Below are 25,093 nucleotides of genomic sequence, written 5' to 3'. Positions count from 1 at the left end.
AACTCAAGGGCTTGCGCGCGCGACTTCATGATCTGTTAAGATTTGGCGGCCCGCGCCGGCGGTTCGGCGCCGCTATCCGCCGGCCGCCAGAACCGCGAACACGCAAGGATCGGTGACCAGTTCGGGCGGCGTCAGGCACAGCCCCTGCGCCACCTGCCAGGCCGCCAGCACCTTGGGCACATAGTCGCGCGTCTCGGCATAGGGCGGCACGCCGCCGTTGGCCTTCACCGCCCCCTCGCCGGCGTTGTAGGCCGCCAGCGCCATCAGCGGATCATTGTCGAATTCGTCAAGCAGCCAATCGAGATAGGCCACCCCGCCCTTGATGTTCTGGGCCGGCACGGTTGAATCGGTCACGCCGAACCGCTTTGCGGTGTCCGGCATCAACTGCATCAGCCCGGTCGCGCCGGCCGAACTGACGGCATCGGACTTGCCGGCGCTTTCGATCCCCATCACCGCCAGCACCAGGGCCGGCGAGACATTGGTGCCCACCGTCGCCCCCAAGATGTCCTTGCCGTAGACCTCGGCGATGGTCTGCATCGACTGCATCCGCGGCGCCGCCACCTGCGCCCCGCCAGGCCCCTGCGACAATGCCGCCATGGCCGAAGGAAACCGGCCCTGGACATCACCGATGCCGGCCGGCACCAGATCCCAGAACCAGGCATAGGACGAACTCGGCGCCGGCCCCGGCGTGTTGTCCGCGGCCGCCGCCGGCGGGTCGCTGGACCTGAGTGCGGGGTCCTTCCAGGCCGTCGCCGCAAGACGGCGGGCCTGTTCCACCGGGTCGATCTGCACCGTGATCAGCTTGCCGGACACCCGGTCGCCCGCCTTGATGCGGCGAAAGGTGAAATCCTCTTCGCCCGCGGCCCCATGAGGAAGCGCGGCGAAGACCAGAATCGCCAGGACCGTGCCTGTGTGGATGCGCATCTTTGCGATGCCTGCTCTTGTTGTTCTGCATTCAAGGCTGCACCGAATTCCCGTGTCCGCCAAGAACAATCATCGCCGGATCGTGGCATTCCTGCCAGATTCGGCCAAATGATCACGCCGCCCGGCCCGACCGCGCCCGCAAGCGCAAAAAATGAATCAATTGGATTCAACTGGTTACAGGCCAGCCGGGCGGCTTTCCGGGCGGCGCCAAAAATGCCCCGAGCCTTCCCAAACCCTGCCACGATTGGGGGGCCATATACACCCATCCCGAACGGAGCTTGGGGCGGAACAGAGGCCCAACCAAGCAACCACCGTAGCGGAGATGACAACCTGAGCACCTGGAAAGGGTAACTGAAATGCTGAAACTGCTGAATATCGCCAAGCGCTTCAAGAAAGACGAAGACGGTGCCGTGACCGTTGACTGGGTCGTGCTGACCGCCGCCGTCGTCGGCCTGGGCATCATCGTGATGGGCGCCATCCGCCCGGCCATCGTCGGCCTGTCCGGCTCGATCGCGACCGAAATCGACGAAGCCGACAAGGACTTCTGAGCCTGACGCCGGGTTTCCCGGCAGTACTGAAGGGCCGCGTCCACCCGGACGCGGCCTTTTGCTTTCCGGTGACCTGACCGCCCGGCGCCGCAAGACCTGCGCAGAACCAGCCCAAGCGCTGGCTGCAAGGCCTGGCTGCAAGGCCGGTGGTGCCGCAACCATCCGACCGTCGGCAAGATCGCGCCGAACGGTCCCTTTTGGCTTGGGCAAATTCCCCAAAAAAGCCGCAATTCGCGCCGGCGCGACCCAAAGTTGCCACGTTTGGCTGGCCATATGAAAACGTCGTTAACGGCGATCGAGCGGGAAACAATGGCCCGACCAAGCGCCGACCGTGGCGGATTTTGAGACACCAGCACCTGGGAAGGAACGCGATATGGCTATGCTGAACATTGTGCGGCGCTTCAAGCGGGATGAAGACGGTGCCGTGACCGTCGACTGGGTCGTGCTGACCGCCGCCATTGTCGCCTTGGGCCTGGTGGTCATGTCTGCCATCCGGCCGGCGATCACGGGGCTGTCGAATTCGATTGCGACCGAGATCGACGAGGCCGACAAGGACTTCTGATCGATTGACCACCAGACAGGATCTGCCCCCCAGCGGGCAGATGGGCCGCGCCGCTGGACGCGGCCCTTGTCATTTCAGCCTGACGAAAAAGCAGTTGCCGGCCAGCCCGGACGCGCCGGGTCCCGGCCCGGGCAGTTCGGCCAGACTGCCGCCCCGGCTGCGCCAGCTGCCGGCGACCCGCGCCCGGGCGCGCGTGGACGCGCGCCATCATGCCAGTCCGCAAGGCGCAGGTTGCGGGGCGCGGCTTGCGGGGCGCACCCCGCGTCGCCCCCCCTTCGCGCCAGCCGGACAGGCCCCGCCAGACCCGGCGAGTGAATCGGCCGCATCCCGGGCCGCAAGAAACGGTGATTGCGCGCTGTTTCCCGCAAGGGGGCAAGAATTCTCGGAATTGCCGCATTTGCCCGGTTGGCGACCCAAACCTTGCCACGATTGGGGGGCTTTATGAGCCCATCCCGAACGGAGCTTGGGGCGGAACAGAGGCCCAACCAAGCGACCACCGTGGCGGAGATGACAACCTGAGCACCTGGAAAGGGATCAAGAAATGAAAATGCTGAACCTGCTGAAGCGCTTCAAGAAAGACGAAGACGGTGCCGTGACCGTTGACTGGGTCGTGCTGACCGCCGCCGTCGTCGGCCTTGGCCTGATCGTCATGGGTGCCATCCGCCCGGCCATCGTCGGCCTGTCCGGCTCGATCGCGACCGAAATCGACGAAGCCGACAAGGACTTCTGAGCCTGACGCCGGGTTTCCCGGTCGTCCTGAAGGGCCGCGTCTCCTGCCGGGGCGCGGCCTTTCCCTTGCCAGGCTGGCAAGATACCGCCGATCCGAGCTGCGCCAAAATTGCCAATCTTCCAGAAATCCTCGCGGAAGACCCACAGTTTCGCCGCAATCGCACGGAAAATTCAGGGATGTATGGCCGCAAGTCGTGCCAAAGAGCGTTCGGAGACCGCAATGCTGAAAGCGATGAAAACCTTCGCACGAGACGAAGATGGGGCGATCACCGTCGACTGGGTGGTGCTGACCGCCCTGATCCTGGGGATTCAGATCATCGTCCTGATCGCCTCGATGCGCGTGTCCATGGTGGACGTGTCGGAAAGCGTTGGCGATAAGGTCACCGAATACGGGGAATTCCTGGAATAGGGGCGCGGCCCGTCCAGGGCCGCCTCCGGGGCATGACCCCGCCGCAGCCATGTGGCGGGGCGTTGGGTTCGAAAGGACTTGGGAATGAGGGCAGTCTTTGCATTGGTGCTGGTGGTCGGCATGGCGCTTGCGGGCGTCGCCGTCTACATGGCGCAGAATTTCATGAGCCAGTCGCAGGCCGAACTGGTGCGGGCGCGGGCCTATCGCGAAAAGGTCGGCAAGCTGGTCGAGGTCTATGCGACCAACAAGGCGCTGAAGTTCGGCACCGCGATCACCGAGGCGGATGTCCAGGTGATCTACCTGCAGGAGAAGTTCCTGCCCGAGGGTGCGTTCCTGGTTCCGAAACCGCCGACCGATGCCAGCAAGGCGGCCGCCGCCTCGACCGCGGCGAAGGGCGATGCCACCGCCGCGGCGGCCAAGTCCGATGACGCGGCAGCGGCCAAGCCGCGGCCGGTGCTGTTCCCCGAGAACGAGGACAAGCCGCGCTTCGCGATGCGCTCGTTCGAGCCGAACGAGATCATCCTGGCCACCCGCGTGACCGAACCCGGCGAGATGGCGGGCCTGACCGGGAAGCTGGAAAAGGGCATGCGCGCGTTCCAGATCAAGGTCGATGTCGCCTCGGGCGTGGCCGGCTTCGTGATGCCGGAGGACCTGATCGACATCTACTGGACCGGGTCCAGCAGCGGCGAGTTTGCCGGCGACGTGACCCGGCTGATCGAAAGCGCGGTGCGCGTGATCGCGGTGGACCAGGCCTCGGGCGAGGGTCAGAGCTCGGTCGGGACGGTGGCGCGCACGGTGACGGTCGCGGCCTCTCCCGAGCAGGTGGCGCGGCTGGCGCAGGCGCAGGCCACCGGCCGGCTTGCGATGTCGCTGGTCGCCACGTCGGACGATTCCACGGCCGGCCTGATCGAGGTGGACGGCAATGCGCTGCTGGGCATCGAGCAGAAGGAAGTGATCCAGGTCGAGGCGCCGGAAGTCTGCACCATCAAGACCCGCAAGGGGTCAGAGATGGTGGACGTCGAGATCCCCTGCACCAACTGAGCGGGTCGACATTGCGGGCGCGGGGCACAGAATCTGGGGTCCGCGCCCGTTTCATTTACCATTTGTTGCGACGTGTTGCAGGTTATCCACATAAGGATCGGCCTCCAACCATTTGATTCTTGCAAAAAAACACCGCGTCCTGCAATCTGGCGCGGAATATGGGCAAAGAAGACCCAGACCGAGGCGTGATCGAAAGGGCAGATCACATGAGCATGAAGACCTTCGTTGCAGCCGGCCTGTTCGGAGCGGTGATCACCGCCTCCGGCCTGACGCCGGCATCGGCCGAAGTCCTGCGCGTGATGACAGGGCAGGCCTCGAGCGCGCTGAACGTGCCGATGAACCGGGCCGTCGTTGTCGAAAGCGACGTTCCCTTCGCGGAACTTTCGATCGCCAACCCCGGCATCGCCGATATCTCGACGCTGTCGGACCGATCGATCTACGTCCTGGGCAAGGCGCCGGGCCGCACGACGCTGACGCTCTTGTCGCCGGACGGCAAACTGATCTCGAACGTCGATGTCCACGTCACCCCCGACATCGCCGAGTTCAAGGAGCGTCTGCAGCAGATCCTGCCCGGCGAGTCGATCGAGGTGCGCACCGCGAACGACGGCATCGTGCTGTCGGGCACGGTCAGCTCGACCGCCAAGCTGGACCGGGCGCTGGACCTGGCCAACCGCTATGCCCCCGACCGGGTGTCGAACCTGATGGTCGTCGGCGGCACCCAGCAGGTGATGCTGAAGGTGCGCTTCGCCGAGATGCAGCGGTCGGTGTCGAAGAACCTGTCGTCCTCACTGGCCATCGGCAACGTGAACCCGGCGACCGCCGACGTCGGCATCATCGGCGAGTCCGGCACCTGGCTGAACCCCGGCAACGGCATCAACGCGCCCACGCTGACGGCCCGCAACACCGCCAACGGCGCCCTTGCCCTGGGCTTTACCGCCGGGTCGGTGGAATTCGCCGTGCTGCTTGAGGCGCTGGAAACCAAGGGCATGGTGCGCACCCTGGCCGAACCGAACCTGACCGCACTGTCGGGCCAGGAAGCCAAGTTCCTGGCCGGCGGCGAATACCCGGTTCCGGTGCCCGACAACGACGGCATCAAGATCGAATACAAGCCGTTCGGCGTGGAGTTGAACTTTACCCCGGTCGTCGTCGATGGCGACATCATCAACCTGACGATCAACGCGGCCGTGTCGTCGATCGACACCACCATCGCGATCGAATCGGAAGGCTTCTCGATCAACGCCTTCAAGCGCCGCGAGACCTCGACCACGGTCGAGATGCGCGACGGCCAGAGCTTTGCCATCGCCGGCCTGCTGCAGGACGATTTCCGCAACCTGAACAACCAGCTGCCCTGGATCGGCGACATTCCGATCCTGGGGTCGCTGTTCCGCAGCGCCGAATACCAACGGGCCCAGTCGGAACTGGTGATCATCGTCACGCCGCACCTGGTGACCCCGGTGCAGGGCGAGGCGCTGGCGCTGCCCACCGACCGCGTCCGCATCCCCACCGAGCGCGAGTTGTTCCTGTTCGGCGACGTCGCCGGCGGCCCGAAGGGCGCCGCGGGCGAGGTCGCGCGGCAAGACTTCTCGTCCTCTTACGGCTACGTGATGGAGTAAGGCGATGTCGCGCATCCAATCCAGACTGATGGCCACCTGCTGCCTGCTGGCGATTGCGGCTTGCGGCGACACCTCGACCAGCTTCGACAGGGAGCAGGGCGCCGAGGTGGACAAGGGCCAGTTCGGCAACGCCACCATGAACAACACGCTGCTGCAGACCGGCGAGATGGAATACACCGTCGCCCTGGCCCAGCGCTTTGCGGCCGAGGTGACGGACACCGTCACCTTCGAATTCGACCGGGCCGAACTGACGCCCGAAGCGATGGCCGTGCTGCAAAGGCAGGCCAACTTCATCAAGCAGTTCCCGGAAGTGCGCTTCAAGGTGTTCGGCCATACCGATCTGGTCGGCAGCCAGGGCTACAACTACAACCTGGGCCTGCGGCGCGCCAAGGCGGTGGTGAACTACCTGGTTTCGCAGGGCATTTCCCGGTCCAGACTGGAAGCGGTGGTCAGCTACGGCAAGACCCGGCCGCTGATCCAGACCAACCAGCCGGAACAGCGCAACCGCCGCACGGTGACCGAGGTCTCGGGCTTTGTGAAGGGCCACCCGCTGGTGCTGAACGGCAAGTATGCCCAGATCGTCTGGCGCACCTACGCCAACCCCGGCAGCATCACCAGCCTGGCCGAGCGGCCGCATCCGGTGAACACCATCATCACCACGGCCACGAACCCCGGCGACGGCGGCTGACGGCCCGGACAGCGCATTTTCCAAAGGCCGGGCCGCACGCCCGGCCTTTGTTCGTTTCGATCCGGGCAAATATCAAAGATTGACGCCGTTTCGGCCCCAATCTCGCCAATATCCCCGGTCACCTTGCACGTAATGGGAACGGTCGCGTGGGGCCAGAATGGTCTTGCGCCCGGTGCCCGGCCTCTTTGCACGCCACCGGTTCGAACCGGCGCGCCAGGGGATCGGGTGCCGCAAAGGTAAAGGACGGAAGGCGAAATGACGAGTGTGGCGACCCTTCAGCCGGATCCGGCGCCAATCGTTGCGTGCACGGTGTCGCGCGACGTGCAGAATTTCGAGATTCTCATCGACGACATGGAAGCCGAACTGGGCGAGGCCTGGGGCGATCTGGGCTTTGACGATGCCCTGGTGTTCCTGGACCAGCCCGATTCGGCCTCGCTTCAGTTCATCGCCGTCGCCGTCGACGCCGAGGACGAGGGCGATCTGAGCCGCATCACCGAGGTGATCCGCGCCGCCAAGGCGCGCAAGGTGAAGGTGATTCTCGTCGCCAACCAGATCAGCCCGATGGCGCTGCACCAGCTGATGCGCCTGGGGGCCGAGGATTTCGTGCCCTATCCGCTGCCGGAGGGCGCGCTGCACGATGCCATCGAGCGCGTCCGCGCCCCGGACCCGGTGGCCGCGGCCCCGGCCCCGGCGCTGCCGCCCGAAGAGGCGCTGCCGCCGCCCAGCTTCAAGGCCAAGGGCGACCGCCAGGGCGTGCTTTTGCCGGTGCATGGCATGGCCGGCGGCACCGGCACCTCGACCTTTGCGGTGAACCTGGCCTGGGAGCTGGCCACGGTCGATCCGAAGGACCCGCCGCGGGTCTGCCTGATGGACCTGAACCTGCAGTTCGGCGCGGTGGCCACCTACCTGGACCTGCCGCGCAAGGATGCGATCTTCGAGGTGCTGACCGACCTTGGCTCGCAGGACAGCGATTCGCTGCTGAAGTCGATGCAGACCTTCAACGAGAAGCTGCACGTCTTCACCGCGCCCAACGACATGCTGCCGCTGGACATCGTCTCGGGCGAGGATCTGGGCCGGCTGCTGGACATGGTGCTGGCGAACTTCGACTTCGTGGTGATCGACATGCCCACCGCCGTGGTGGCCTGGACCGAGGCGGTGCTGACCCGGGCGCATGTCTATTTCGCCATGCTGGAACTGGACCTGCGCAATGCGCAGAACATCCTGCGCTTCGTGCGGGCGCTGAAGGCCGAGGCGCTGCCGCATGACAAGCTGCGCTATGTGCTGAACCGGGCGCCCAAGTTCACCGACCTGTCGGCGAAGTCGCGGGTCAAGCGGATGGCCGAAAGCCTGGACATCGACATCGAGGTGCAATTGCCCGATGGCGGCAGCCAGGTCACCCAGGCCAACGACCACGGCCTGCCGCTGGCGGTGAACGCGGTCAAGAATCCGCTGCGCAAGGAACTGCAAAAGCTTGCGAAATCGCTTTTCGACCTGAACCGCGCCACCGAGGCCGGCAAGGCCTGAGACCAACCAAGGGGACCTGACTCGTGTTCAGCCGCTTCCGCAAAGACGCTCCTCCCGCCCGCAGCGGCGCCCCTGCCCCGGCGACCGCGGGCGCATCGCGCCCCGCCGCCGCCCCGGCCGTCGCGCCGAAGCCCGCGATGATGGCGCCGCGTCCGGCCGCGCCCGCGATGGCCGGCCGCAGCCCGGCCGAGACCATTGCGGTGGACAAGGAGAAGAAGCGCAAAGAGCGCCTGATGGAGCTGAAGCTCGACATCCACAAGCGGCTGCTGGAAACGCTGAACCTGTCGGCGCTGGAACATGCCAGCGAGCAGAACCTGAAGTCCGAGATCTCGTCGCTGGCCAACGAGGCGCTGGACGAGATGTCGGTGGCGCTGAACAAGGACGACCGCACCACCCTGGTGCAGGAGCTGTATGACGAGGTGATGGGCCTTGGCCCGCTGGAACCGCTGCTGAAGGACGACACCGTCAACGACATTCTGGTCAACGGCCCGCAGCGGGTGTTCGTCGAACGCTCGGGCAAGCTGGAACTGACCGACGTCACCTTCCGCGACGAACGCCACCTGCTGCGGATCATCGACAAGATCGTGTCGGCCGTGGGCCGCCGGGTCGACGAGAGCAACCCCTATTGCGACGCCCGTCTGCAGGACGGCAGCCGTTTCAACTGCATGGTGCCGCCGGTGGCGGTGGACGGCTCGCTGGTCTCGATCCGGAAGTTCAAGAAGGAAAAGCTGCGGATCGAGGATCTGGTCCGGTTCGGCGCCTTCACCGAGGAAATGGCCGCCTATCTGCAGGCCGCCGTCTCCACCCGGCTGAACATCATCGTCTCGGGCGGGACGGGCTCGGGCAAGACCACCACGCTGAACGCGCTGTCCAGCTTTGTCGACAACCAGGAGCGCGTGCTGACGATCGAGGACACCGCGGAACTTCAGCTGCAGCAGGTCCACGTCGGCCGGATGGAAAGCCGCCCCGCCAACGTCGAAGGCAAGGGCGCGGTCACCCAGCGCGACTGCCTGCGCAACGCCCTGCGGATGCGTCCCGACCGCATCATCGTCGGCGAAACCCGCGGCGAGGAAGTCATCGACATGCTGCAGGCCATGAACACCGGCCACGACGGGTCGATGACCACGATCCACGCCAACAACCCGCGCGACGCCGTCAGCCGTCTGGAAAACATGGTCGCCATGGCCGGCATCGAGATGCCGCTGAAGGCGATGCGCAGCCAGATCGCCAGCGCGGTCAACCTGATCGTGCAGGCCAGCCGCCTGCAGGACGGTTCGCGCCGCATGACATCGGTGACCGAAATCACCGGCATGGAAGGCGACGTGATCTCGATGCAGGAAATCTTTCGCTACGAGCGCCTGGGGATCGAGCCTTCGGGCAAGATCATCGGCCGCTTCAACGCGACCGGCATTCGCAGCGCCTATTCCGAACGTTTCCGTCAGTGGGGTTTCGACCTGCCGCCGACGATCTACGAACCCATTGCCTGAGGACCGAACAGCATGGAAATCAGTGCGGCACCGCTTATCTACGTCCTCATCTTCGTGGCCGTCGTGGTCCTGGTCGAGGGCATCTACCTGACGGTCTTCGGCAAGTCGATCAGCCTCAACAGCCGAATCTCGCGCCGCCTGACGCTCTTGGAAAAGAACGGCAACCGCGAACAGGTGCTGGAACAACTTCGCAAGGAGATGAACCAGCACCTGAATTCGAAGTCGATTCCGCTGTATTCGATTCTGGCGAAGAAGGCGCAGCGGGCGAACATCGCCTTCTCTCCCAAGGCGCTGATCGGCATCATGGCGGGCCTATCGGTGTTTTCCTTCCTGGGCCTGACGCTGGGCACCTCGGCCGACCCCGCGGTCCGCGCCATCGTCGCCGTCGCGATGGGCGTGGGCGGCGTCTATGTCTGGGTGAACAACAAGGCCAAGAAGCGCATGTCGCTGCTGGAAGAACAATTGCCGGATGCGGTGGAACTGATGGTCCGGTCCTTGCGCGTCGGGCACCCGTTCAGCAGCGCCATCGGCATTGTCGCCAAGGAAATCCCCGATCCCTTGGGCACCGAATTCGGCGTGATCGCAGACGAGGCGGCCTATGGTCGCGACGTTGCCGAAAGCCTGAAAGCCTTTGCCGAGCGGATGGACAGCCAGGACCTGCGCTTCCTTGCGGTGGCCGTGTCGATCCAGCAGCAATCGGGCGGCAACCTGGCCGAGATCCTGGAAGGCCTAGCCAAGGTGATCCGGGCCCGCTTCAAGCTGTTCCGCCGCGTCCGCGCCATCACCGCCGAGGCGAAATGGTCGGGCATGTTCCTGTCGGGCTTTCCGATCGCCGCACTGGTGATGATCAACGTGCTGCAGCCGACCTATTACGATGAGGTCAAGGAGACCGCGGCCTTTATCCCTGCCGCGCTGGTGGTCTGCGCCTTCCTCGTCATCAACGTGATCTTCATGAAGATCATGGTCAACATCAAGGTCTGAGGGCAGGGCAATGTTCACCACCGTCAACGAAGCCCTGAAGAACGCCCTCGGCCCGCTGGGGCCGTTCATCGTGGTCGGCCTGCTGGGCGTTCTGCTGATCCTGATCGCGCTGCCGACCATGCTGCGCAAGCAGCGCGACCGGTTCTCCGAACTCAAGGAACAGACCCGGCCGGCCGGCGCCACCGACAAGAAGCTGCGCCGCGCGACCGGCCGCGGCGAAAAGCTTGAACGCTATGCGCATTTCCTGGAACCGCAGAAGGCCGAAGAGCTTTCGGCGGTCCGGCTCAGGCTGCTGCGCGCGGGCTATCCCGAAAAGTCCTCGGTCCGGGTGTTCCATGCCGCCAAGCTGGTTCTGGGCGTGGGCTTTCTGGTGCTTGGCGTGATCTACACGCTGGTGCAGTCGGCCACGACCGAGATGTCGACGCAGTCGATGATCCTTTACACGCTGATGCCTGCGGCCATCGGCTACTACCTGCCGCAATACTGGGTGACCAAGCGGGTCGCCAAGCGCCAGACCGAGATCATCCAGGGCTTTCCCGACGCGTTGGACATGATGCTGGTCTGCGTCGAGGCCGGGCAGTCGCTGGACCAGTCGATCATCCGCGTCGGCCGCGAAAGCCGCGCCGGCTATCCGGCCCTGGCCGACGAATTCGACATGGTGGCGAACGAGGTCAAGGCCGGCAAGGAACGGGTGCAGGTGCTGAAGGACATGGCCGAGCGTGTCGGCGTGCCCGATGTGGCCAGCTTCGTGACCACGCTGGTGCAGTCGGCCACCTTCGGCACCTCGGTCGCCGAAGCGCTGCGGGTCTATTCCGCGGACATGCGCGACAAACGCGTGATGCGCGCCGAAGAGAAGGCGAACATCTTGCCGACGAAGCTGACGCTTGGCACTATGCTGTTCACGGTTCCGCCACTGATGATCATTCTCATTGGCCCTTCGGTCTATGGCATCGCCCAGATGCTGGGCGGCGGGGCGGTCGGCGGGCCCTGAAGGGGCAGATGTGACAAGACCGGGTGCAGCCTTCCTGATGGCACTTCTTCTGGCCGCCTGTGGCAACATGGGCGGCCCGGGCGTTTCGCGCAGCACGCCGTTCGGGGTCAACCCCCGGGAGGAGTCGGTGGATGGCCTGATCGTCGGCCACCGTCTGATGGAGGCGGGCGAATACGAACTGGCGCTGAAGGCCTATTATCGCGCCGCGGCCGAACGCGGGGTGAACGTCGATACCCTGTCGGCGATCGGGTCGGCCAATCTCAAGCTGGGCCGGCTGGGCCAGGCCGAGCAGGTCCTGCGCAGGGCGCTGGAGGACGATCCGTCCTTTGTGCCGGCGCTGAACAACCTGGGCGTCGTGCTGATGGAACAGGGCAAGGACGGCGAGGCCCGCACGGTATTCCAGAAGGCCTATGCGCTGGACAGTGGCCAATCGGACTCGATCCGCGACAACCTGAAACTGGCTATCGCGAAAACCGAGGCCACCGTATATGATGGCGCTGAAGAAGAGGGCGAATTCCAGCTCGTGCGGCGGGAGAAGGGTCGATATGTCCTTCTGACGCAGCTTTGACGGGCCAAGGCATTCCCGAGCAGTGAACGAAGAGCAGTCAACGAAAAAAGGACGCTAGAACAATGCGCCATCCTGTCGTTCTGGTGCTGTGCCTCAGCGGCACGGCATTTCTTGCAGGCTGTCAGGCCAATTCCGATGCCGAGGTCCAGCGCGCGCTCAAGGACGTCAACGTCATCGACGAGTCCAACCTCAACGACATCATGCTGACGGTGGGCGACCCGGATGAATCGGTGGCCTATTTCCAGGGCGCGCTGGCCAAGGCCCCCGGTCGGGTGGACCTGATGCGCGGCCTGGCAAAGTCGCTGGTGCGCGCCGGCAAGCCGCTGGAGGCCGCGCAGGTCTGGGAGAAGGTGACGCTGTCCGCCGACGGCACCAACGAAGACAAGGTGATGCTGGCCGACGCGCAGATCCGCGCCAACCTGTGGGACAAGGCCAAGGCGACGCTGAACTCGGTGCCGCCCACGCACGAGACCTTTGACCGCTACCGGCTGGAAGCGATGATCGCCGACAGCGAGCGGAACTGGAAGAAGGCCGACAGCTTCTACGAGATCGCCACCGGGCTGACCGAAAAGCCGGCCGGGGTGCTGAACAACTGGGGCTTCTCCAAGCTGACCCGCAAGGATTACCCGGGCGCCGAGCGGCTGTTCACCGAGGCGCTGAAATACGACCCGACGATGTTCACCGCCAAGAACAACCTGGCAATGTCGCGCGCCGCCCAGCGCAAGTACGACCTTCCGGTGGTCGAGATGAGCCAGACCGAACGGGCAGAGCTGCTGTACACGATGGCGCTTGCGGCCATCAAGCAGGGCGACGTGTCGGTCGGCAAGGGCCTGTTGCAGCAGGCCATAGACACCCATCCGCAGCATTTCGAGGCCGCCGCGCGCAGCCTGGAGGCTATGGACGGCAACGTGGTGAACTGACGCGATGGACTTTGCCCTGCCGGCCCTGCGCACCGCGCTGGTGCTTCTGCCCTTGGTGATCCCGATTGCGCTGTGGGTGGCGTGGTCGGACATGAAGGTGATGAAGATCCCCAACAAGGCGGTGCTGGCCATGGCCGCGGTCTGGCCGCTGGTCGGCTGGCTGGCGGTGCCGCTGAACCTTTGGCTCTGGGGCTTTGCGATCATGGCCATCGTGCTGCTGGCCGGGTTCGTCGGCAATGCCGCCGGGCTGTTCGGCGCCGGCGATGCCAAGTTCGCCGCCGCGATGTCGCCCGTCTTCGTCGGCGGCGATGTCCGGCTGATCCTGGCGCTGTACGCCGCCTGTTCGCTGGCCGCCTTTGCCGCGCACCGCGGGCTGAAGCATGTGCCCGCCTTCCGCCGCGCGACGCCCGACTGGAAAAGCTGGGACAGCCCCAAGTTCCCCATGGGCCTGGCCCTCTCCGGCATGGTGCTGTTCTACCTTCTCGCCGCCTTCCTGCCCAAAGGCTGACATGTTTTCCCGTTACCTCGGGTAACCAAGCAGAGGATCTGCCATGGTCAGGGGGAAGAACATGAACGTGCAGCTCAACCCGGCGCCGCAGACGGCGGGCGTGCAGTCGCCGCCCAGTCCGCGGACCCTGGCCGACACCGGCATCAACATCGTGATGCTGCGCGACCTGCTGTTGAAGACGGTGTTCCGTACCAACCTGGACCTGGTCAGCGCGCTGTCACGGGTGATGGCGTTGCAGGTGCCGCTGGTACAGGAACTGGTGGACCTTGCCCGCGGCCAGCGCCTGATCGAGGCGACCGGCACGCTGCACGCCAATGCCGGCAACGAGATGGGCTACCAGTTGACCGACGCCGGCAAGAGCCGCGCGCTGGATGCGCTGTCGCAATCGGAATACTACGGCGCCTGCCCGGTGCCGCTGGCGCATTATGCCGAGCAGGTCAAGCGGCAGTCGATCCGCAACATCAAGCTGTCGCGCGAACAGCTGCTGAGCGGCATGGGCCACCTGATCCTGCCGCCCGACCTGATCTCGAACCTTGGCCCGGCGGTGACCGCTGGCCGGTCGATCCTGTTCTATGGCCCGCCCGGCAACGGCAAGTCCAGTATCAGCCACGGCATCCGCGCCGCCATCGGTGACAAGGTCTATGTGCCTCGGGCCATTGAATATTCCGGCCAGGTGATCAGCGTCTATGACCCCATCGTCCATGCCGCCGCCGAATCCGCGGTCGACGACCCCACCGCGCTGCGCCGCACCTCGAACCGCTACGACAACCGCTATGTCTTCTGCGAGCGGCCGAGCGTGATCACCGGCGGCGAGCTTTCGCTGGACATGCTGGACCTGGCCTACAACCCGACCGCGCGCACCTATCAGGCGCCGCTGCAGCTCAAGGCCACCGGCGGCATCTTCATCATCGACGACCTTGGCCGCCAGGCCGAGCCGCCGCAAAAGATCGTCAACCGCTGGATCGTGCCGCTGGAGGAAAGCCGCGACATCCTGGCGCTGCAATCGGGCGAAAAGTTCACCGTGCCCTTCGACACGCTGGTGATCTTTTCCACCAACTTCCACCCGAACGAGATCTTCGACGGCGCAGCACTTCGCCGGATCTTCTTCAAGATCAAGATCGACGGGCCGGACCAGGCCAACTTCCTGAAGATCTTTGCCATGGTGGCGCGCAAGAAGAAGATGCCGCTGGACGAAAAGACGCTGATGCATCTGTTGAAGGTCCGCTTCCCGACCATCAACAACAACTATGCCAATTACCAGCCCACCTTCCTGATCGACCAGATGATCGCCATGTGCGAGTTCGAGGGCATCCCCACCCAGATGACCCCCGACCTGATCGACCGCGCCTGGGGCAACATGTTCGTCCGCCAGGAAGACATCGCGCACTAGGGCCGGGCCGGCGCGCTATTCGACCTCGACCGCGGCTTGCGGCCGGGTCTCGCCACGGTCCTCGACCACGCTTTTCAGCGAGACCAGGGTGGGCATGTGGACCCATTTGGTGTTGCTGCCCAGCGATTGCCCGCCTTCGGTGGACTTGACCAGCATCTTCAGGGCCGGGAACGGGCAGCCGGCGATGGTGACGGTCTCTTCGCCCAGCACCTGGACCTCGGTCGTGAAAGGCCGCGGCGGCAGCAGGCCGGGCGTGGTGAGGATCGCCTCGGCCGAAAAGGTCGCGCCGGGGGTGTAGTCGGCGGCGGAGGGCAGCGCGGATTTCCAGTCGAACACCGCGCCTTCGCCGTCGCGCAGGGCGGACAGGGTGAAGTTGGCCGATCTTACCGTCATCTCGACGACCTTGCCGGTCTTGGCGATGGTCTGGCGGAACACCACGGTGTCACCGTCGCGCGACAGCACTTCCATCGTGGCGCCGGAATCGTAGGACACCCTGGTCAGCGGGGCCGATGGGTCGGGACAATCGGCCAGGGCGGCGAGCGGGGCGAGACAGGCCAGGGAGAGCGCGGTGAAACGGATCATGGAAATCTCCTTTCCGCGCAGTCTGTCTTTGCCGGATGCCGCGCGCAAGGCAGGTCATCCGCAGAGACCCGGAATTCGAAGTCGAATTCCGTCCCCGATTTCCGGCTTCGGAAATCGGTTCCCGGCCTAACCGAAGCGCCGGACGCCGGTTTCGGTGACGATGGCATCCAGCCGCTGGTCGGTGGGTTCGGTCGGCACCGCGTCCACCTCTTGCGCGGCAAAGGCGAAGCCCACGGCCAGCACCTTGTGGCGCGCGCGCAGGCCTTGCAGCGTGCGGTCGTAGAAGCCGCCGCCATAGCCCAGCCGGTAGCCGCGGGCGTCGAAGGCCAGCAGCGGCACGATCAGCACTTCCGGCTCGATCCAGGCGCCTTCGGCCGGGATCAGCGCCTTGAAGGCGCCCTCGACCAGGGCGCAGCCGGGCGACCATTCGCGGAACCTCAAGGGCTGGCCGCGGCCCAGGATCACCGGCACGCCGACCGGGCCGGGGTGCGCCGCCATTGCCGCCAGGGGGTCGACCTCGGTCCGCATCGCCATGTAGCCTGACAGCGGCAAGTCGCGATGGGGCGCCAGGAAATCCGCAAGGATTTCCGCCGCCTGGCCCTGGCCCCGGGCATGCGCCGCGGCGCGGGCGGCAAAGGCGGTCTCGCGGGCGCGGGCCTTGCTTGCGGCCAGGTCGGTCACAGCAGCAACACGGTCGCAAGGCCGAGGAAGACGAAGAAGCCGACCACATCGGTCAGCGTGGTGACGAAGGTGCCCGAGGCCAGCGCGGGGTCAAGGCCCAGCCGGTCCAGCCACAGCGGCACCAGGATGCCGCCCAGTGCCGCCACGATCAGGTTGATCACCATGGCCAGCCCCAGCACCAGCCCCAGCATCGGCATGCCAAGCACAAGCCAGCCCACCGCCCCCATCAGGGTGGCAAAGACCAGCCCGTTGACCAGCCCCACCGCCGCCTCGCGCCGGACCACGCGCATTGCGTTCGCGCCGGTCAGATCGCGCGTGGCCAGCGCCCGCACGGCAACCGTCAGGCTTTGGGTGCCGGCATTGCCGCCCATCGAGGCGATGATCGGCATCAGCGCGGCCAGCGCCACGATGGCGCCGATGGTGCCCGAGAACTGGCCGATCACCAGCGCCGAGACATTGGCGGTGAGCAGGTTCACCAGAAGCCAGGGGATGCGCTGCCTGACGGTCTCGAACACGCCGTCCGAGATCGCGCTTTCCTCGCCCACGCCGGCCAGGCGCAGCATGTCTTCCTCATGCTCTTCGTCCTGCACATTCATCGCGTCGTCGATGGTGACGACGCCGACCAGCCGCCCGCCGGCATCGACCACGGGGCAGCTGATCAGGTGGTACTGGTTGAAGATATAGGCCACGTCGGCCTCGGCCTCGGTCGCCTGCACGGTGCGGAAGCTGTCCTCGGCAATGTCCTTCAGCCGCGTGTCGCGGCCCGAGGACAGGATGCGCCCCAGCGTGACATAGCCGGTGGGGTGCATGCGCGGATCGGTCAGGATGACGTGGTAGAACTGGTCAGGCAGCCATTCCGCCCCGCGCAGGAAATCGGTCGCCTCGCCCACCGTCCAGTGCTCGGGCGCCACCACCGTCTCGCGCTGCATCAGGCGGCCGGCGCTGCCTTCCGGGTAGGACAGCGCCTGTTCCACCGCCACCCGGTCGGCGTCTTCCAGCGCGTCGAGAATCTTTTCCTGCGCCGGGGCCTCAAGGTCTTCAAGAATGTCGACCAGGTCGTCGGATTCAAGTTCCCGCACCGCCTCGGCGACCACCTCGTCGGGCAGCGACTCGATCACCTCTTCGCGGATCGAATCGTCGATTTCCGACAGCACGTCTCCGTCTATACCGCCATGCCACAGCGCCAGCAGCGAGGCCCGGTCGTCGGACGAGATCTGCTCCAGGATGTCGGCGATGTCGGCCGGGTGCAGGTCATCCAGCAGGGCTTCCAGCCGCGTCGCATCCGCCGTTTCGACCGCGGCCAGCACCTCATCGAGGCGCATCAGCCGCGCCTCTTCCTCGTCGATGCCGCTGCGGTCTTCGGCCATGCCGCCCCTCTTGCGCCCCGTCGTCCTGCGCCCTGCCTTTGGCGTCTGCGGCAAGCCTACCGGATGCGGTTTCCGCGAGACAGGGGGAAAGCAGCGGATTTCCTTTCGCCGCCGACCCCTTATTCTGGGGAGGTTGCAAGGAAAGGACGACCGCCGATGGCCGATCTTCTTCTGGGCCAGGTGCTCAGCTTCGTGGGCGATCCCTTCGTGGACGGCCCCGCCGCCGCCCGCCACATCGCTGATGGCGCTGTGCTGGTCAGCGCCGGAAAGATTGTCGCCGTCGGCGAGGCCGCCGCCCTGCGCGCCGCCCATCCGCAGGCAAGGCGGCACGACTACGGCCGCGCGCTGATTTCGGCGGGGTTCATCGACGCCCATGCGCATTATCCGCAGACCGCGATCATCGCCTCCTGGGGCAAGCGGCTGATCGACTGGCTGAACCACTACACCTTCCCCGAGGAGATGCGCTTCTCCGACCCCGCCTATGCGGCCAAGATTGCCGGGCGCTACCTGGACCTGGTGACGGCGCAGGGCACCACGACCGTCGCAAGCTATTGCACGATCCATCCCGGCAGCGTCGAGGCCTTCTTTGCCGCCGCCCGGTCGCGCGGAATGCGCGCCTATGCCGGCAAGACCTGCATGGACCGCAACGCGCCTGCCGGGCTGTGCGACACCGCGCAATCGGCCTATGACGAGTCGAAAGCCCTGATTGCCAAGTGGCACGGGACGGACCGGCTGTCCTATGTCATCACGCCGCGGTTTTCGCCCACCTCGACGCCCGGGCAGCTTCAGGCCCTGGGCGCGCTGTGGGCGGAATACCCCGATTGCCTGATGCAGACCCACCTTTGCGAACAGCCCGACGAAATTGCCTGGGTCCACGCGCTGTTTCCCCAGGCGCGCGACTATCTGGACACCTACGAATCCACGGGCCTGCTGCGCGAAGGGGCGGTCTTCGGCCATGCCATCCACCTGACCCCGCGCGAGCGCGCCCGGCTGATCGAGGCCGGGGCAAGTCTGGTGCATTGCCCGACCTCGAACACCTTCATCGGCTCGGGGCTGTTCGACATGGGGCTGGCCACGCAGGTGCGGGTGGGGCTGGCCACCGACACCGGCGGCGGGTCGTCGTTTTCCATGCTGCGCACCATGGCCGCGGCCTATGAGGTGGCCCAGCTGCGCCACCAGTCGCTGCATCCGGCGCAGCTGTGGTGGCTGGCGACGGTCGGCAGCGCCCGGGCGCTGCGGGCCGAAAGCCAGATTGGCAACATCGCCCCGGGGCTGGAGGCGGACCTTGTGGTGGTGGACCTGGCCTCGACGCCGGCCATCGAACAGGCCACCCGCCGGGCCGAAACCCTGTGGCAGGCCCTGTTTCCGACCATCATGATGGGCGACGACCGCGCCATCCGCTCGGTCTGGCTGGGCGGCAAGCCCTCAGTTCGTGCCTGAGGTGCTGACCACCACCGTCGGGGCGGCGGAGGCGGCTGGGGGGGCGGCAACCGACTGCGGATAGATGAACCCGCTGATCGGATAGACCCGGCCATAGGCGCCGGGGTTCGATTCGACCTTGACCGCCGACCAGTCGCCGGCCTGCGAGACGTCGATCACCGACATCCCCAGCGAGACCTGGTTGCGTTTCCAGTTGGCGTGGTCGATGTGGATCTCACGCTCGGAGACGACCGAGGATACCACGGCCACATGACCCATCGGCAACTTGCTGGTGCCCGAGAACACCATGACCGAGCCGATCGCCGGATCATTCCCGCGCGCGAAAAGTCCCTTGGCCGAGGCCCACCAGGTTTCGGCATTACCGCGGATCGCAATCCCGCTGGCGGTGCGGGCGAAGGGCACGCACCAGACCCGCTCGCCCCGGGCGCGCTTGGTCTGTGCCTCGACCACGGCCTGCTTGGTGGAGACGTGCACCTCAAGCGGCGGCGGCGGCTCATTGCGGGTGGCCGGCGCCGAGCAGGCGCCAAGCAGGGCCAGAAGGATGCCGACAAACGGCAGTCGCAGCGATGCGGCGCGGTTGCGTGTCACGAACTTCTGTCCCCAGGTGCCTTGGCGTGGCGTGCCGATTTTTGGCGCGCAAACGCTTGCCCGATCCGGCAATCAAGGCAAGGGACCCGTCCGCGGCCCGGCAAGAATCCGCCAAATGGCGCCAGCAAGATGCGCCTTCAGGTGCCAGGCCGGCGCGACCCGCGCGCGGGATCGGCCTGTGCTACAGGTCCAGTTCCCAGCCGTCGGGATAGAAATCGTGGCGCAGGGCGATGTCGGTCGCCAGTTCCTCCCAACGCCAGATTTCCTCGGCCGTCACCGCCACCGGCCCGACCGAGGCGATCACCGTCTCGCCGTCTTCCAGCCGCCGGGTGCGGAACCCCTTGGCCTTGAGCGCGCGTTCGAAGGCGGCCCAGTCGGCATCCGTCTCTTCGACGAAGAAGGCGAAGTCCACCACCGCACGCGCCGGCAGTTTCACCCCCTTCGAGGCCCGGAAGGTGTCAAAGGTCTCGCGGCGCTGGCGGGCGAAGTCGTGGCTCATTCCACCTTCTAGCCCGCCGGTTCCGGCGCCTCAACCGCTGTTGCCGGTCGGGCAGCAGACACGGGGCTTTGCGGGCGGGCGTTGCGGTCGGGCAATCGCCCTGCTTGATGGCGGATTGTGCAGGCCGTCCGGCTGCGATCGCATGATTTTTCTGCATGCTCTTGATCGTCTCGGGTTTTCCGAGTTTCTTGTGCACGGCGGCGGGCCAGGGCAAGGCGGCCCTGCCTGACACTGGACCGCGTCGCCGTGACCGCTTGACCCTGGGGCCGCGCCCGGCCTTTATCGGTTCGCACCATCTTTAGGAGGCTCCGATGCGTGCCCTCGCCTTGCTTGCTGCTGCGGCCATGGTCGTCAGCCTGTTCCTGCCCTGGATGAACCTTGGCCAGGCCGGCTCTGGCTTCGTGCCCTGGGACCTGATCAAGTCCCTCGACCTCAGCACCGATGCCCTGCAGAGCTTCGCCAGCGAATCGTCGCCGGCATTGCTGGTCTTCCTGGCCACCTTCGTGCTGGCGGCCCTGTTCCTGATCCTGGCCATCCTGGGCGTGGTCTCGCGCGGGCTGGCGCTGGTCACCGGTGGCGCGGCGGTCGGTGTGGTCGGCTACACCTTCTTCCAGGCCCGCCAGGGCGCACTGGATCTGGGCGTGCCGGTGCCCGGCACCAACGACCTGTCGGAAATCGCCAATCAGGCCACCGGACTGATGGGTCTGGGCGCCTGGGCATGGGGCGCTGGCGCGGTGATCCTTCTGCTGGCGGGGCTGGTCGGCACCGGCCAGCGCGCCTGATCCCTTACGCCGCCAAGGTGCGCGCCAGCCGGACCTGCCGCTCGATCACCCGCGGCAGGTCCAGCGTGGTGATCTGCCCGCCGCGCACCACCGGCCGGCCTTCGACGAAAAGGTCGCGCACGCGCGGCGGCCCGCACAGCACCAGCGCCGCCACCGGGTCCCAGGCCCCCGCCGTCTCCAGCCCCGAGACATCCCAGACCGCCAGGTCCGCCCGCCGGCCCGGCGCAAGGCTGCCGCAGTCGTCGCGCCCCAGCACCTGAGCGCCGCCCAGGGTGGCGATCTCAAGCGCCTCACGCGCGGACATCGCATCCGCCCCCAGACTGACCCGCTGCAACAGCATCGCCTGCCGCATCTCGGCCGCCAGGTTGCCGGCGTCGTTCGAGGCGCTGCCATCCACCCCCAGCCCGACCCGCACGCCGGCATCGCGCATCGCCCGCACCGGCGCGATGCCGCTGCCCAGCCGGCAGTTCGAACAGGGGCAATGCGCCACCCCGGTCGCGGTGCGCGCGAACAGCCCGATCTCGGCCGCGTCCAGCTTGACGCAATGGGCGTGCCAGACATCCTCGCCGACCCAGCCCAGGTCTTCGGCATATTGCCCCGGCCGGCAGCCGAACTGCGCCAGGGAATAGGCCACGTCCTCGTCATTCTCGGCCAGGTGGGTGTGCAGCCGCACCCGCTTGTCGCGCGCCAGAACCGCCGTCTCGCGCATCAACGCGCGCGAGACCGAGAACGGCGAACAGGGCGCCAGCCCGACCCGCACCATTGCCCCGGGCCGGGGGTCGTGGAAGGCATCCACCACCCGCACCATGTCGTTCAGGATCGCCGCCTCGGCTTCGACCAGCGCATCGGGCGGCAGGCCGCCAGACGACGCGCCGATGCTCATCGCCCCACGCGTGGGATGGAACCGCAACCCGACCTCGGCCGCCGCGGCGATGGTGTCATCCAGCCGCGCGCCGTTGGGGAAAAGATACAGATGGTCCGAGGTCAGCGTGCAGCCCGACAGCGCCAGTTCCGCCAGCCCGACCTGGGCCGAGACGAACACCTCGTCCGGCCCGAACCGCGACCAGATCGGATACAGTGTCTTCAGCCAGCCGAACAGCAGCGCGTCCTGGCCGCCCGGAACGGCGCGGGTCAGAGTCTGGAACAGGTGATGATGGGTGTTCACCAGACCCGGGCTCACCACGCAGCCCGCCGCCTCCACCACCTCGGCGCCGGCGGGCACCGCCAACCCCTGCCCCACCGCGGCCACCACCCCGCCGCGGATCAACACGTCGCCGCCGGCAATCTCGTCGCGCGCAGTGTTCATCGTCACCACCACGGCGGCCTTGCGGATCAGGATGTCGGACATCGCGTTCGCTCCGGCCTCTTCGGGGAAACGCACCCGGCGGCCCGACAGAAGAGGCAAAGGACTCGGACCCGCAGCCGCAAGCCTACCGCCCCGGCCCGAACCGCCTCAAGCCCCTTCATCTTGGCCCAAATACCCCGGGGGAGTCTTCGCGGCACGCGAAGACGGGGGCAGCGCCCCCCGCCCGAGGAGACGCCTGATGTCTGTGTTCACAAGGTCTGGGGGTTGCAGATCGCAAGGTCTGACAACGGCTGGCGAATATCGGGATTTGCCGATGACAGCCAGGATTTCGCGATTGAGGGGGGCGCGGTCTGCCCCAGCGGTGCCACCAGCGGTGCCCGGCTGACCCCGGTGCGGCGGTCGGGCGGGAAGGCGGCGGCGACTTCGGGCGCTGTCTCTTCGAAGGTGAGGCGGTCGATCCGGGCCAGGACGAAGGCGCGGAGATCGGGGTCGGTTTCCAGCTTGGACAGCGTTCCGCGGCGGTGCTGGGCGCGCCATGTGGCGGCGTTCAAGGGCCTTCAAACGGGGGTTTTGACGCCCTCTTGAAGGGCCGTTGAAAGGCCGGTCAGGGCGGCTCGGGCGGCGTCCAGTCCGGCCCGGGCATCCCGTGCCAGTGTTCGCGGGTCGCGACGGTCAGGCATGGCTGAAGAGCCCCAGGCGAAGCTTGCCCACATCCACCTCAAGGTCGGGCCGGCAGTCCGGTGTGCGCGGCCGGACAACGGCCGCCGCCGCCGCCACGTCCAGCACACCGAAGGGCCGGAAGAACGAAGCCAGGCGCCTTGCCCCATACAGCGGATCGGCCAGCAGGTCTTCGAAGGCAAGTCGCTCGACCGGCCCTTGTTCCCCTGCCAAGGCATCGGCGCCCGCGGTGTGATGCCTGATCTGTGCCGCGATCTCCTGTGCCATCTTGCCCGGATCGGTTCGGCGCTTGCCGCAGGCGAGAGCAAGCTTGACCTTAGATTTCACCTGTTCTTCGGGGTTGCGGTCCAGCCACAGAACGCGACCTTGCGCCTTGTCCGGGCACCATGTCGTCAGCGGGCAGACCCATTTGACGACGCGGCCGGTCTGCGCCAGCCGCCAGGCCGGATCGGTGCGCCGCGGCGAAAAGCGGTGGTCCTCGAAGACCGGCGCCAACCCGGCCACCTGCAAGCCGCCCGCGGCCAGCATCGCACAAGCAAGCGACGTGCCGCACCGCCCGAAACCCGCGACGAAGCCAATCACGCCCTTCCCTCCTTGATCCACCGGCGCACCGACACATCCGGGGCGCGGATGGTGCGGGCGATTCCGGCGGTGGAATGGCCTTGCCAATGCAGCATCACGGCCAACCAGGCGCGGGCGAGAGGCACGCGGGCGCGCTGGCCGATGCGGGTGTGATCCGCCATGCGGGCAACGCCTTCGGCCCCGACAACGGCCTCGGCCGAGCTGCGGCCCTTCGGATCGGCGGCAAGGTAGAGCTCGGCCCCGCCGAAGGTCAGCAGAAACCGCACCGCAGCCTCGGCCCCAGGCATTCGACATAGGGCGCGACCTGGGCCATCGCGCAGGGCTTCGGGAGGGCGGGCAACGTCATGGGCGGGGAGTTGAAGCCATTCTTCAGCAGGCCGAAGATCAGCTCGTCCGGGTGGCGGCGGGCCATGCCGCCCATTTCGGCGAAGGCCGGCTTGAAGGTGCCAAGCCGGCCATCCGCGATGTCTTCGCGGGAAACGGAGACGGTCGATTCGAACTTGCGGTTCGTGATGGTGAAGCCGTAGGCCGACAGGTTGTTGACCACCCGCGGCCCGATCCATTCGCGCATCTTCGGCAGGTTGCCGATTCAGGCACAGGTTTCGTCGCGGCTGGCGCTCGGCACCGTCATCGCGGTCTTCTCGAACTCGGACGAAGCCTCAAGGTTCGCTTGGGAATAGACGGGCTTGAAGCCCCGGAAGGCCAGGTCCAGGACGGACTTGTTGATCAGCATCGGATGCGGTCCCTTGAGTTGCGTCAGGCGCGGCGCTGGGGCCGCCTGCCTCTCGGGAAGAACCGTAAGGGACCGGGACAAGGCGAAACAGCCGCAAGCCCTTGCGGGGCATCCGCAAGGGCCGGGCCGTGACGGGGAACGGGAAGACTTGGACCGCGCGGGGCCGGACTTGAACCGGCATCAACGCCCCATTGAAGGTGCGCCCCCTTGCCCATCGGGGTACACCGCGCGGGCGCTGGCGGCAGGGCCTCGCCCCCGGTTGCCCGGAAACCCTGCATGACGCTCCGGTCGGGAGACCGTGCTACGGCCGCGAGAATGTCACCGTGTCACGCCAGCCCCCGGAAGATGCGCCCGGCGGCGTGCGGCGTCAAGCGAGGGGGCGGTCTGGCGCGTCCCCTGCCGCTACGCCCTGGGCGTTCCCTCATCCTGCATGAGAGGGTGACGATGCCAGGAGCCCCGAATGGCACGGCCGAAAAGCCCGTTCAAGGTGCCGCCGCCCAGCGACAGCCAGGGTCGGCGCCGCATTTGCGTGATTGAAGCGGTTTCCGGTGTCTCTTAGACGGGGTGCCGGGTTTCCGAGGGTATGGGGGTGGCGAGGGCGAGAGGCCCTTTCGCGGCCCGGACCTGCAACGCCAAGGGGCGGGCCCTTCGGCCCGCCCTCGCCCTTCGCTTCGATCCGGTCACGCCGCCTTGCGCGGGCGGGCCTTCTTCGCCTTGAGCGCGGTGATCACCTTCGGCGCGACCGCGGCCGTGAGGAACCGCAGCGAGGCGCTGTATCGACCCAGCGGGCTCTGCACAGGTCAAGCCGCTGGGGCGAATGCCTCGGCGGGGGTCTTCCTGTCCGGTGTCCGGCATCAGCACCCATGGAACAGTTTGGCGTGATTGCGTGGCGGAGGGTTTGCGGCTCATCTTGACCCCACATGGAGGTGGAGATGAGAAAGAACCTCGTGACGACGAAGGCGCCTGCCGAAC

At 66.6% G+C, this 25,093-nt stretch carries 29 protein-coding genes; 17 read left to right on the top strand and 12 right to left on the bottom strand.

Features of this window, described 5'->3' with window-relative positions; translation table 11 throughout:
- Positions 1–72: 72 nt before the first annotated feature.
- Positions 73–918: a lytic transglycosylase domain-containing protein gene (locus tag LHP98_RS16245; RefSeq protein WP_413687722.1), complete on the bottom strand. Its 846-nt coding sequence runs from the start codon at positions 916–918 to the stop codon at positions 73–75.
- Between the two features lie 365 nt (positions 919–1,283).
- Between LHP98_RS16245 and LHP98_RS16240 the strand changes: the two genes are divergently transcribed.
- The 15 genes from LHP98_RS16240 (at position 1,284) to LHP98_RS16170 (ending at position 14,883) form a co-directional block, all read left to right on the top strand.
- Positions 1,284–1,472, top strand: a complete 189-nt coding sequence (locus tag LHP98_RS16240; protein WP_227253686.1) for a Flp family type IVb pilin — start codon at positions 1,284–1,286, stop codon at positions 1,470–1,472.
- A 373-nt stretch (positions 1,473–1,845) separates the two neighbouring features.
- A complete protein-coding gene (locus LHP98_RS16235) occupies positions 1,846–2,034 on the top strand; it encodes a Flp family type IVb pilin (protein ID WP_319638959.1) in 189 nt (62 codons plus the stop codon).
- Between the two features lie 541 nt (positions 2,035–2,575).
- Positions 2,576–2,764 carry a Flp family type IVb pilin gene (locus LHP98_RS16230; protein WP_227253606.1) on the top strand — a complete coding sequence of 63 codons (189 nt, stop codon included), beginning with the start codon at positions 2,576–2,578 and terminating at the stop codon, positions 2,762–2,764.
- Between the two features lie 231 nt (positions 2,765–2,995).
- A complete protein-coding gene (locus LHP98_RS16225) occupies positions 2,996–3,172 on the top strand; it encodes a hypothetical protein (RefSeq protein ID WP_413687721.1) in 177 nt (58 codons plus the stop codon).
- An 84-nt stretch (positions 3,173–3,256) separates the two neighbouring features.
- Positions 3,257–4,213 (top strand): Flp pilus assembly protein CpaB, encoded by a 957-nt coding sequence (cpaB, locus tag LHP98_RS16220; protein ID WP_227253604.1) that lies wholly within the window; start codon positions 3,257–3,259, stop codon positions 4,211–4,213.
- A gap of 206 nt (positions 4,214–4,419) precedes the next feature.
- Complete coding sequence (locus LHP98_RS16215; RefSeq protein ID WP_227253603.1) at positions 4,420–5,826, top strand: type II and III secretion system protein family protein; 1,407 nt, start codon at positions 4,420–4,422, stop codon at positions 5,824–5,826.
- Between the two features lie 4 nt (positions 5,827–5,830).
- Complete coding sequence (locus tag LHP98_RS16210; protein ID WP_227253602.1) at positions 5,831–6,514, top strand: OmpA family protein; 684 nt, start codon at positions 5,831–5,833, stop codon at positions 6,512–6,514.
- A 255-nt stretch (positions 6,515–6,769) separates the two neighbouring features.
- A complete protein-coding gene (locus LHP98_RS16205) occupies positions 6,770–8,038 on the top strand; it encodes an AAA family ATPase (RefSeq protein WP_227253601.1) in 1,269 nt (422 codons plus the stop codon).
- Positions 8,039–8,061: 23 nt separating this feature from the next.
- The gene (locus tag LHP98_RS16200) at positions 8,062–9,525 is read left to right on the top strand and encodes a CpaF family protein (RefSeq protein ID WP_227253600.1); all 1,464 of its coding nucleotides are present in this window, start codon (positions 8,062–8,064) and stop codon (positions 9,523–9,525) included.
- A 12-nt stretch (positions 9,526–9,537) separates the two neighbouring features.
- The gene (locus tag LHP98_RS16195; RefSeq protein WP_227253599.1) at positions 9,538–10,506 is read left to right on the top strand and encodes a type II secretion system F family protein; all 969 of its coding nucleotides are present in this window, start codon (positions 9,538–9,540) and stop codon (positions 10,504–10,506) included.
- A 10-nt stretch (positions 10,507–10,516) separates the two neighbouring features.
- On the top strand, positions 10,517–11,497 hold the full coding sequence (locus LHP98_RS16190) for a type II secretion system F family protein (protein ID WP_227253598.1): 981 nt from the start codon (positions 10,517–10,519) through the stop codon (positions 11,495–11,497).
- Positions 11,498–11,507: 10 nt separating this feature from the next.
- Positions 11,508–12,065 carry a tetratricopeptide repeat protein gene (locus LHP98_RS16185; protein ID WP_413687720.1) on the top strand — a complete coding sequence of 186 codons (558 nt, stop codon included), beginning with the start codon at positions 11,508–11,510 and terminating at the stop codon, positions 12,063–12,065.
- A 62-nt stretch (positions 12,066–12,127) separates the two neighbouring features.
- On the top strand, positions 12,128–12,985 hold the full coding sequence (locus tag LHP98_RS16180) for a tetratricopeptide repeat protein (protein ID WP_227253596.1): 858 nt from the start codon (positions 12,128–12,130) through the stop codon (positions 12,983–12,985).
- Positions 12,986–12,989: 4 nt separating this feature from the next.
- On the top strand, positions 12,990–13,493 hold the full coding sequence (locus LHP98_RS16175; protein WP_227253595.1) for a prepilin peptidase: 504 nt from the start codon (positions 12,990–12,992) through the stop codon (positions 13,491–13,493).
- 61 nt (positions 13,494–13,554) lie between these two features.
- On the top strand, positions 13,555–14,883 hold the full coding sequence (locus LHP98_RS16170; protein ID WP_227253594.1) for an ATPase: 1,329 nt from the start codon (positions 13,555–13,557) through the stop codon (positions 14,881–14,883).
- Between the two features lie 15 nt (positions 14,884–14,898).
- Here the strand turns inward: LHP98_RS16170 and LHP98_RS16165 are convergent, their stop codons facing one another.
- The 3 genes from LHP98_RS16165 to mgtE all read right to left on the bottom strand — a co-directional run bounded on the left by LHP98_RS16165 (position 14,899) and on the right by mgtE (position 17,513).
- The gene (locus tag LHP98_RS16165) at positions 14,899–15,465 is read right to left on the bottom strand and encodes a hypothetical protein (RefSeq protein WP_227253593.1); all 567 of its coding nucleotides are present in this window, start codon (positions 15,463–15,465) and stop codon (positions 14,899–14,901) included.
- A 126-nt stretch (positions 15,466–15,591) separates the two neighbouring features.
- Positions 15,592–16,146 carry a 5-formyltetrahydrofolate cyclo-ligase gene (locus LHP98_RS16160; RefSeq protein ID WP_227253592.1) on the bottom strand — a complete coding sequence of 185 codons (555 nt, stop codon included), beginning with the start codon at positions 16,144–16,146 and terminating at the stop codon, positions 15,592–15,594.
- A complete protein-coding gene (gene mgtE / locus LHP98_RS16155; protein ID WP_227253591.1) occupies positions 16,143–17,513 on the bottom strand; it encodes a magnesium transporter in 1,371 nt (456 codons plus the stop codon). Before mgtE ends, LHP98_RS16160 begins: the two co-directional genes overlap by 4 nt.
- A 156-nt stretch (positions 17,514–17,669) precedes the next feature.
- On the opposite strand from mgtE, the gene guaD reads away from it, so the two are divergent.
- Positions 17,670–18,953 carry a guanine deaminase gene (guaD, locus tag LHP98_RS16150; RefSeq protein ID WP_227253590.1) on the top strand — a complete coding sequence of 428 codons (1,284 nt, stop codon included), beginning with the start codon at positions 17,670–17,672 and terminating at the stop codon, positions 18,951–18,953.
- Here the strand turns inward: guaD and LHP98_RS16145 are convergent.
- Positions 18,939–19,541 carry a CHAP domain-containing protein gene (locus LHP98_RS16145; protein WP_227253589.1) on the bottom strand — a complete coding sequence of 201 codons (603 nt, stop codon included), beginning with the start codon at positions 19,539–19,541 and terminating at the stop codon, positions 18,939–18,941. The two genes, guaD and LHP98_RS16145, sit on opposite strands and share 15 nt — an antisense overlap.
- 181 nt (positions 19,542–19,722) lie before the next feature.
- Positions 19,723–20,040 (bottom strand): ribonuclease E inhibitor RraB, encoded by a 318-nt coding sequence (locus tag LHP98_RS16140; protein ID WP_227253588.1) that lies wholly within the window; start codon positions 20,038–20,040, stop codon positions 19,723–19,725.
- 311 nt (positions 20,041–20,351) lie between these two features.
- Here LHP98_RS16140 and LHP98_RS16135 point away from each other — a divergent pair, with 311 nt between their 5' ends.
- On the top strand, positions 20,352–20,822 hold the full coding sequence (locus tag LHP98_RS16135; RefSeq protein ID WP_227253587.1) for a hypothetical protein: 471 nt from the start codon (positions 20,352–20,354) through the stop codon (positions 20,820–20,822).
- Positions 20,823–20,826: 4 nt separating this feature from the next.
- Here LHP98_RS16135 and LHP98_RS16130 read toward each other — a convergent pair whose 3' ends face one another.
- From LHP98_RS16130 to LHP98_RS16105, 6 genes are all read right to left on the bottom strand, one after another.
- Entirely contained in the window at positions 20,827–22,170 is a 1,344-nt protein-coding gene (locus tag LHP98_RS16130) for an 8-oxoguanine deaminase (protein ID WP_227253586.1), read from the bottom strand.
- A 206-nt stretch (positions 22,171–22,376) separates the two neighbouring features.
- Positions 22,377–22,679, bottom strand: coding sequence for a hypothetical protein (locus tag LHP98_RS16125; protein ID WP_227253585.1), 303 nt, complete (start codon positions 22,677–22,679; stop codon positions 22,377–22,379).
- Between the two features lie 121 nt (positions 22,680–22,800).
- The gene (locus LHP98_RS16120) at positions 22,801–23,388 is read right to left on the bottom strand and encodes a hypothetical protein (protein WP_227253584.1); all 588 of its coding nucleotides are present in this window, start codon (positions 23,386–23,388) and stop codon (positions 22,801–22,803) included.
- The gene (locus LHP98_RS16115) at positions 23,385–23,654 is read right to left on the bottom strand and encodes a hypothetical protein (protein WP_227253583.1); all 270 of its coding nucleotides are present in this window, start codon (positions 23,652–23,654) and stop codon (positions 23,385–23,387) included. The genes LHP98_RS16120 and LHP98_RS16115 overlap by 4 nt, the downstream gene beginning before the upstream one ends.
- A complete protein-coding gene (locus tag LHP98_RS16110) occupies positions 23,639–23,968 on the bottom strand; it encodes a Mu-like prophage major head subunit gpT family protein (protein WP_264473829.1) in 330 nt (109 codons plus the stop codon). Before LHP98_RS16110 ends, LHP98_RS16115 begins: the two co-directional genes overlap by 16 nt.
- Before the next feature lie 9 nt (positions 23,969–23,977).
- Entirely contained in the window at positions 23,978–24,121 is a 144-nt protein-coding gene (locus LHP98_RS16105; RefSeq protein ID WP_227253581.1) for a Mu-like prophage major head subunit gpT family protein, read from the bottom strand.
- Between the last annotated feature and the right edge of the window lie 972 nt (positions 24,122–25,093).

This window comes from Rhodobacter sp. Har01, from assembly GCF_020564565.1.
Classification (GTDB): domain Bacteria; phylum Pseudomonadota; class Alphaproteobacteria; order Rhodobacterales; family Rhodobacteraceae; genus Pseudogemmobacter.
The sequence above is the reverse complement of the archived record's forward strand: the minus strand, read 5'-3'. Positions and strand labels throughout refer to the sequence as shown.